The organism is Roseomonas sp. TS2 (assembly GCF_058833935.1).
The window spans coordinates 1-5,504 of sequence record NZ_JCACVY010000232.1 but is presented as its reverse complement, the minus strand read 5'-3'; the positions used below and the strand labels follow the sequence as shown (position 1 = coordinate 5,504).

Sequence of the window (5,504 nt, the reverse complement as noted above, 5' to 3'; positions counted from 1 at the left end):
GTCGCGCCGCCGGCCCTGATCGTGCACGGCGCGACCGGTCAGGCCTGGCTCGACTGGGTGCTCGACCAGCCGGGTCGCTGGCACATCCAGGCACGCTGCGCCGAGCCCCGTCCCGCCCTGGACTGGCTGACCATCGAGGCTGTCGCCGCCGTCTGATCGCCGCGCCGCGCGCGGCCCGCTCTTTCACAGGAGAATCTGATGTCGAACCCGGTGCTCATGCCGGACAAGGATGCTGCGCTGGTGCTGCCGCAAGGCACCACCCTGACCGGCCAACTGATCACTGATCTGGCCCCGATGCAGGCGCTCACCGGCGACGAGCAGCTGGTCGGTGTCCAGGACGCGGACGGCAACCCAATGGGCCGCGCCCTTCCGGTCAGCGTCCTGCGCGAGGATGTGGCGCGCGTCGCGGCCGAGGCCATCGAGGCGACGGTGGTCACCGAGGCCGGCCGCGTGGCCCGGGAGACCGTCGACGCCTCGGTGGAGGGTCTGCAGGAGATTGCCCGCCAGGCCGCGACCCCGGCGGCGCAGGAGGCAGCGCGTGAGGAGATCGCTCCCTCCGTCGCCGCGGCAGCCGAGAGTGCTGGCCAGGCGGAGGCTGCGAAGCAGAGCGCCGAGGCGGCGCGGCAGCGCACGGAAGCCGCCGCCCAGAGCACCGAGGCCGCGGTCCTCAACGCCGCGCCCCAACGCCCGAGCGTGGCGGCCCTGGTGGCAGCCTGGACCGCCGCAGGGGCTGACGAGGGCGCGCTGGGTGTGGTCTTCACCATCGGGCCGGAGGAGGGCGTCTATCGCCTCCAGGACGGCCTGCCGGTGCGGACGGGCGACACGGAGCGGCAGAAGAAGGCGTTTGCCCTGGCCGAGGCCCAGCGCACCAGCACCGCCGCGCGGGCCCTGCCCGTGCTCGGCATGGTCGCGCCCGATGTGGTCACCGACAATCTCTGGGAGGTCACCGACCCGGCCGGCCGGCCGCTGCTCGACATCGGTGAGGATCTGACCCTCGGCATGGCCGGCGTGCTGCTGCGCGGCGACCTGATGAGCCTGGAGGATTATTCCTGGGGGCTGCGCACCGAGGCCGGCAAATGGCTCATTTCCGGCGAGGATGATGGCACCGCCGGTGTCGCCGCCCTCCGGCTCTACGGGCAGCAGCTCGCGCCGATGTCGGTGGCCGATGATGAGCTGCCGCTGCTCGAAGACCAGTGGGGGCATGCGCCGCTCCGCTGGCAGGAGGGCGGCTGGCTCGGCCTGCACATCGGCGACAGCCAGATCCGTCGCGTCACGCTGGCGCCGATGCAGGTGTCGTTCCCGCAGGGCTTCGTCACGCCGGATGAGCGCGTGGTGCTGGGCATCCACGACAACGCCTCGGTGGAGGCACGGCTCTCGCCGGATGCGCGCGACGACCTGCAGGCCGACAGCTATCTGCCGCCGGAGACCCTGCGTGGCATCGCCGCCTTCAACGTGCGTCGGCACCGCAACGCTCGGCTGATCGTCGGCACGGTGCAGGACAGCACCGGCCGCGCCTACGATGTCGTGCAGCTCGCCGACCAGTACGATCTGCAGACGCTGGCTGACAGCGCATCGCCGCTGGTGCTGGTGATCTTTCTCGGCCAGAGCAACAACGGCGTGCAGGGCGGGCCGCTGCTGGGGCCGATCCCGCAGCCGCAGTTTCCGCATCACTTCCTGATGCTGGGCGATCCCACCTATTGGCCGCAGGCCTATGCCGAGGCGCCGATCTCGCTGTCGCCCGCACGGCTGCAGCTCTCCGCCTACCGTAATCCCGGCTCGGAGAACGTCTTTCCAATGACGTTCTTCGGGCCGGCTTTCGAGGCCGGAATGCGGCGCGCCAACCGCCACTCGCCCGGGCTGATCGGCCACACCGTGTGGTGGGGCGGCCAGAACATCGACAAGTTCATCAAGGGCACGATCCAGTACCAGCATGTGCTGGCTGCCGTCACCTCGGCCCGGGGCGCCGCGGCCCGCATGGGGCGCGAGCTGCGGGTGGTCATCCGCTGGTGCCAGGGCGAGAACGACACGGCCGGCTATCTCGACATGCTGCGCCAGCTGCAGGCGGACCTGCGCGAGGATGTGCGGGTGGCGGCCGGCATGTCCACCCTGCCGCCCTTCGTGATTCAGCAGGTGAACGGCAACACCGACACGGTCACGGGCATCCAGCGTCCGGTGCAGGCGCAGTACGAGATCCTGAAGGAAGGCATCCCGGGCCTCTACGGCTCAGGCCCGATGTATGACTGCCCGCTCGGCGACAACATCCACGCCAGCTACTTCGGGCGCATGATCCAGGCCGCGCGCGATGCACACGCCGTGGACAGCATCCTGCGTGGCCTATCGCCGATGGGGCTGCGACCCACCGCCTTCACGCGGCTGAACGCCACCACGCTGCGCATCACCTGGCAGCTGCCGCCGGATGCGACGGCGCTCTCCTGGTCGAGCTGGACGCCCGATGTCGCGCAGCGCGGGTTCGAGATCTGGCAGCAGGACGGCACCGATGTGCCGCTCTCCGCCGTGACGATCAGCGGCGCCGCCACGCTGGACCTGGTGGGGGCAGCCGACCTGCCCACCACGCCGCTGCGCATCCGCTCCGCGATGCAGATCAGCGGCCCGGCCCTGGAGGGCTGGTCGCGCGGCCGCACCACGCTCGAGGCCGTCACCCCCTACCGCACCTTCTGGCGCGACCAGGGCTTCGCCATCCCTGAGTTCGTCGCCTACCCCGCCATGCGTTTCGAGGAGATCGTGGCATGAGCCGCATCGTCGTCGCCACCTCCGTGCCCGGCAGCGCCGCGCCGGTCGCCAAGCCGCTCGACCAGCAGATGCTGGAGGATGTGGATCTGCTCTATTGGTTCCGCGCCTATGAGCCGGACATGGCGGTGACCGCCGAGACCCGCGAGATCACGCAGTGGCGCGATCTCAAGGGCAGCGGGGCCACCCTGCGGCCGGGCACCGCCACGGGCATGGGGCCGGCCAAGCTCGTCGAGGGGGCGCTGAACGGCCGGCCTGTGGCCGACCACGCCGAGAATGGCATCTATGTCTGGGATGGCGGCCCGGCCGCGCTGCCGCAGCCCGACTTCGCGCAGCCCTTCTCGCTGGTGGCGCAGATCCGCGTTGCCTATCCCGGCACCGGCACCACCTACCTGCTCAGCCGGTTCAACAGCCTCTCGGCGCGCACGCTGCTGCAGATCAACGGGTCGGCGAATGCGCAGACGCCGGGCAGCATCACCTTCATCCAGGGCAATCGCAGCGTGTCCGTCCCCTACAGCTGGGGCACGGAGGCGCACATCATTGCGGGCTGCAGCGGCACCGAGGTGGCGCTGTGCGTCAACGGGCTGTGGACGGTGCCGCAGCCCACCGACAACGCGGCCGGCACCGCTGCCCTGGCCTTGGGATCGCTCTACGCCGCGACGGTCAACGGCCGCTTTGCCGGCCGCAGCACCAACCTGCAGATCTGGAAGCGCTACCTCTACGGCGACCAGCGGCGCATCAGCCTGGTGCAGCGCTACTTCCAGCGCCTCTACGCGCTGCCCTTCACGCCTGCGCGCCGGCCGCTGGTGTGATCCCCACCATCAAGCGGCAGAGGCCAGCCATGGCGATCTTTGAGCCCCCTTCCGGCTGGGATGTCGCCGGCTCGCTCGCCGCCGCCGCGGCCGGCCGCGCCCTGCTGCTGCTGAGCGCGCGGCGCGAGAGCGTCACCGCCCGCAGCGCGCTGCGCACCCTGCTCTGGGAGGTGCCGGTCACCGCCGCCATCGGTTTCCTGGGCTACGGCCTGGCCCGCTGGCTGGCGCTCGATGGCGGCGCCGCCATCGTGCTGATCGCGCTGCTGGCGCGCTTCGGGCCGGACCGGCTCGAGCCCCTGCTGGAGGTCCTGGTGCCGGCGCTCCGCCGCACCAAGCCCTAGCCACCCTCTTCCCCTTCCCCCGCGCCTCCCCCACGCCGCCGGCATCCCGCCCGCGGCGCGATGGCGCATGTCCGGAGGTCCTCCATGGTCCCTCTCCTCCTGGCGCGCCTGCGCCAGCGCACCACCTGGCTCGCCCTCGCCTCGCTGCTCGGCGTGCTGGGCATCCAGCTCGCCCCCGAGGCCTGGGAGCGCATCGTCAGCGCCGGCATGACCCTGGCCGACATCGTCGCTCTGCTGCTGCCCCTGCTCGGCCAGTGACCACGCCCCTGCCCTTCGCCGGCGCCGCGCGGCCGCTGGCGCCGGCTGACATCGCCCAGGCGGCGCGGGATCTCGGCTGCGACCGCGCCGCCATCGAGGCGGTGCTGGCGGTCGAGACCGGCGACCTGGGCGGCTTCCTGACCGATGGCTCCGGCCGGCCGGCCATCCTGTTCGAGGCGCACCGCTTCTCGCGCGAGAGCGGCGGGCGCTTTGACGCCAGCCATCCCACCCTCTCGGTGCGCAGCTGGGACCGCAGCCTCTATCTGGGCGGCCGCGCCGAGTACGGCCGCCTGCAGGCAGCCGTAGCGCTGGACTGCGCCGCCGCGCTGCGCGCCACCTCCTGGGGCCTGTTCCAGATCCTGGGCAGCAACCACCAGGCGGCGGGCTTCGCCAGCGCGGAGGCCTTCGTGGCCGCCATGGCGGAGAGCGAGGGGCGGCACCTCGGCGCCTTCATCGGCTTCTGCCGGGCGAACGGCCTGGCGCGGCACCTGGTGGCGCTGGACTGGGCCAGCTTCGCCCGCGGCTACAACGGCAGCGCCTACCGCGAGAACCGCTACGACACGCGCCTGGCGGCCGCCTATGCCCGGGCGCGCGCCGCCGCGCCGCCGGAGCCGGCGCTGCGCATCGGCGTCCGTGGCGAGGCCGTGCAGGCTCTGCAGGCGGCGCTGAACCGCGCCGGCGCACGCCTGGTGGTCGACGGCCTGTTCGGCCGGGCCACCGAGCTGGCGCTGGAGGCCTTCCAGGCTGCCCGGCGCCTGGAGGTGGATGGTGTGGCCGGCCCGGCCACCCGTGCCGCCCTGGGCCTCGCCTGACCGCGTGGCGCGCCACAGGGGCGCGCCATGCCTCTCCCCGCGCGAAGGCGTGGGGGCTCGGCTGCTTGCAACAGCCGGAGCCGCGCGGTGCCAGCCGCGCACGGATACCCGTCCCGCCCTCTCGCCAGGGCGGGACCTACTGGAGGCCTCCGCCCATGGAGACCATGACCCTTTCGCCGGCCCGCCCGGCAGCTCCCCCCGCGCCCTATCTCGGCGGCAAGCGCAACCTGGCGCGCCGCATCGTGGCGCGGCTGGAGGCCATCCCCCACGCCACCTATGTCGAGCCCTTCGTCGGCATGGGCGGCGTCTTCCTGCGCCGCCCCTTCCGCGCCCGCTGCGAGGTGATCAACGACATCAGCACGGATGTGGCGACGCTGTTCCGCGTCCTGCAGCGCCACTACGTCGCGCTCATGGACATGCTGCGCTGGCAGCTCACCAGCCGCGCCGAGTTCGAGCGCCTGGTGGTGGCCAATGCCGACACACTGACCGACCTGGAGCGCGCCGCGCGCTTCCTCTACCTCCAGCGCACCGCT

Annotated in this window: 6 protein-coding genes; all 6 read left to right on the top strand. The window is 72.4% G+C overall.

The window, feature by feature from the left end:
- Window positions 1-198 precede the first annotated feature (198 nt).
- A complete protein-coding gene (locus ACZJYS_RS22085) occupies window positions 199-2,751 on the top strand; it encodes a sialate O-acetylesterase (protein WP_493180335.1) in 2,553 nt (850 codons plus the stop codon).
- Window positions 2,748-3,560, top strand: coding sequence for a hypothetical protein (locus ACZJYS_RS22080; RefSeq protein WP_493180334.1), 813 nt, complete (start codon window positions 2,748-2,750; stop codon window positions 3,558-3,560). The genes ACZJYS_RS22085 and ACZJYS_RS22080 overlap by 4 nt, the downstream gene beginning before the upstream one ends.
- A gap of 29 nt (window positions 3,561-3,589) precedes the next feature.
- Window positions 3,590-3,901, top strand: coding sequence for a phage holin family protein (locus ACZJYS_RS22075; protein ID WP_493180333.1), 312 nt, complete (start codon window positions 3,590-3,592; stop codon window positions 3,899-3,901).
- A gap of 84 nt (window positions 3,902-3,985) precedes the next feature.
- Window positions 3,986-4,159, top strand: coding sequence for a hypothetical protein (locus ACZJYS_RS22070; protein WP_493180332.1), 174 nt, complete (start codon window positions 3,986-3,988; stop codon window positions 4,157-4,159).
- Window positions 4,156-4,971: an N-acetylmuramidase domain-containing protein gene (locus tag ACZJYS_RS22065; protein WP_493180331.1), complete on the top strand. Its 816-nt coding sequence runs from the start codon at window positions 4,156-4,158 to the stop codon at window positions 4,969-4,971. The genes ACZJYS_RS22070 and ACZJYS_RS22065 overlap by 4 nt, the downstream gene beginning before the upstream one ends.
- Before the next feature lie 155 nt (window positions 4,972-5,126).
- Window positions 5,127-5,504: DNA adenine methylase (locus ACZJYS_RS22060; protein ID WP_493180330.1), on the top strand; the 378-nt coding region annotated here is incomplete at its 3' end.